Source organism: Nocardia crassostreae (assembly GCF_001613405.1).
Lineage (GTDB): Bacteria > Actinomycetota > Actinomycetes > Mycobacteriales > Mycobacteriaceae > Nocardia > Nocardia crassostreae.
In genome coordinates this window covers 1-2778 of record NZ_BDCH01000054.1, presented here as the reverse complement: position 1 = coordinate 2778, position 2778 = coordinate 1, and the positions used below count along the sequence as shown (strand labels likewise).

General features: G+C 65.5%; 3 protein-coding genes. All 3 read left to right on the top strand.

Annotated elements, in window-relative coordinates; translation table 11 throughout:
* The first annotated feature begins 3 nt into the window (after window positions 1-3).
* Window positions 4-1074, top strand: coding sequence for a Re/Si-specific NAD(P)(+) transhydrogenase subunit alpha (locus NC4_RS38535; protein ID WP_245722222.1), 1071 nt, complete (start codon window positions 4-6; stop codon window positions 1072-1074).
* Window positions 1074-1373 (top strand): NAD(P) transhydrogenase subunit alpha part 2, encoded by a 300-nt coding sequence (locus tag NC4_RS38530; protein ID WP_067549550.1) that lies wholly within the window; start codon window positions 1074-1076, stop codon window positions 1371-1373. Before NC4_RS38535 ends, NC4_RS38530 begins: the two co-directional genes overlap by 1 nt.
* Window positions 1370-2778 (top strand): NAD(P)(+) transhydrogenase (Re/Si-specific) subunit beta (locus tag NC4_RS38525; protein WP_067549548.1); only part of this gene is annotated, 1409 nt, incomplete at its 3' end. The genes NC4_RS38530 and NC4_RS38525, both read left to right, overlap by 4 nt.

Genomic DNA, 2778 nt, shown 5'->3' with positions numbered 1-2778 from the left:
CGCATCGGAGTGGTGCGGGAATCCGATCCCGAGGATCGACGTGTCGCATTGGTGCCGAAGATCATTCCCGCACTGTTGAAGCAGGGTGTGGAGGTGATCGTCGAGTCCGGTGCCGGTCTGGGCGCACTCATCCCCGACGAGCTCTACACCGCAGCCGGTGCGACCATCGGCGATCCGTGGAGCGCCGAGGTCATCGTGAAGGTCGCACCGCCCAACGATTCCGAGATCGCGAAACTGTCGGCCGGGCAGACGCTGATCGGGTTCCTCGCCCCCCGCAATGCCGACAACAAGATCGGCGCGTTGAAGAACGCGGGCGTGCAGGCGTTCGCGGTGGAAGCGATCCCGCGGATCTCCCGCGCGCAGGTGATGGATGCGCTCTCCTCGCAGGCCAATGTCGCCGGATACAAGGCCGTGCTGCTGGCCGCCTCGGAGTCCACTCGCTTCTTCCCCATGCTGACCACCGCCGCGGGCACCGTGAAACCGGCCACCGTGCTGGTCCTCGGTGTGGGTGTCGCCGGGCTGCAAGCGTTGGCGACGGCCAAGCGCCTGGGTGGGCGCACCACCGGCTACGACGTGCGTCCCGAGGTCGCCGATCAGGTGCGCTCGGTCGGCGCGCAGTGGCTCGATCTCGGGATCGACGCCGCCGGTGAAGGCGGCTACGCCCGCGAGCTCACCGACGGGGAACGCGCCGCCCAGCAGCAGGCCCTCGAGAACGCGATCAAGGGCTTCGACGTGGTCATCACCACCGCGCTGGTGCCGGGGCGTCCCGCGCCGCGGCTGGTGACCGCCGCCGCGGTGGAGGGTATGAAGCCCGGCAGCGTGATCATCGATATGGCGGGTGAGACCGGCGGTAACTGCGAGCTCACCGAGCCCGGCAAAACCGTTGTGCGCCATGACGTGACGATCGCTTCGCCGTTGAACCTCCCGGCGACCATGCCCGAGCACGCCTCGGAACTGTACTCCAAGAACATTGCCGCGCTGCTGGAACTGATGCTGAAAGACGGTGCCCTGGCACCCGATTTCGAGGACCAGGTGCTGGCCGACTCCTGCGTGACCCGTGAGGTGGATGCCTGATGTACACCGAACTCCTCGCCAATATCGCCATTCTGGTGCTGTCCGGATTCGTCGGCTTCGCCGTCATCTCCAAGGTGCCCAACACCCTGCACACCCCACTCATGTCCGGCACCAACGCCATTCACGGCATTGTCGTCCTGGGCGCCCTGGTGGTACTCGGCAAAATCGAGCACCCCTCCCCGGCGATGCGCATCGTCCTCTTCGTAGCGGTCGTATTCGGAACCCTCAATGTCATAGGCGGTTTCGTGGTCACCGACCGCATGCTCGGCATGTTCAAACCCGTGAAGGCGAAACAATGACCGCCCTCGTCAACACCCTCTACATCGTCGCCTTCGCACTGTTCATCTACGGCCTGATGGGCTTGACCGGCCCCAAGACCGCGGTACGCGGCAACTGGATCGCCGCCATCGGCATGGCCCTCGCGGTGGTCGCAACCTTCATCTCCATCCGCGACACCACCAACTGGATCATCATTATCGCCGCTCTGACCGTCGGTGTGGCCCTGGGCGTCCCAACCGCGCGGTTCACCAAGATGACCGCCATGACGCAACTGGTCGCCGCCTTCAACGGTGTCGGCGGCGGCACCGTGGCACTCGTCGCCTGGGCCGAATTCCTGGTGACCGACGGCTTTTCGCACTTCCCGGCCGACGAGCACCCGACGGCCCACATCGTGATCGCCTCCCTGTTCGCCGCCATCATCGGCTCGATCTCCTTCTGGGGCTCCATCATCGCCTTCGGCAAACTCCAGGAAATCCTGCCCGGCAAGCCGATCGGCATAGGCAAGCTCCAACAGACGCTGAACGTGGTACTGGCCGCAGGCTCCCTCGCGGCCGCCGCGATCATCGGTCTAGGCGCAACGAAAGATGGTGCGCCGCAGTACTGGATGATCCTGGTACTGGTCTTCGCAGGCGTTCTCGGCCTCATGGTCGTGCTGCCCATCGGCGGCGCGGACATGCCGGTCGTCATCTCCCTGCTCAACGCGCTCACCGGATTGTCCGCGGCCGCAGCGGGTCTCGCGCTGAACAACACCGCCATGATCGTCGCAGGCATGATCGTCGGCGCGTCCGGCACCATCCTCACCAACCTCATGGCCAAGGCCATGAACCGCTCCATCCCCGCCATCGTCGCGGGCGGCTTCGGCGGCGGGGGAACGATTCCCGGCGCATCGGGGGCCGAGCAGCAGCAGTCCAAGGCGACTTCGGCAGCGGATGCGGCGATCCAGATGGCGTATGCCAACCAGGTCATCGTCGTCCCGGGTTACGGCATGGCCGTCGCCCAGGCCCAGCACGCGGTCAAGGAAATGGCTGCGCTGTTGGAGGCCAAGGGCGTCGAGGTCAAATACGCCATCCACCCCGTCGCCGGTCGCATGCCCGGCCACATGAACGTGCTGCTCGCCGAGGCCGAGGTCTCCTACGACACCATGAAGGAAACGGACGACATCAACGGCGAATTCGGCCGCACCGACGTCGCCCTGGTCATCGGCGCCAACGACGTCACCAACCCGGCAGCGCGCGAGGATGCCTCGTCCCCGATCTACGGCATGCCCGTCCTGAACGTGGACCAGGCCAAGTCGGTCATCGTGCTCAAGCGGTCCATGAACTCCGGCTTCGCCGGAATCGACAACCCGCTGTTCTACGCCGACACCACCTCCATGCTGTTCGGCGACGCCAAGAAATCGGTCAGCTCCGTCACCGAAGAACTCAA

What these genes read in the sequence shown, in the direction of transcription:
- NC4_RS38530 (WP_067549550.1), top strand. Translation starts at nt 1,074, where the DNA reads ATGTACACCGAACTCCTCGCCAATATCGCCATTCTGGTGCTGTCCGGA.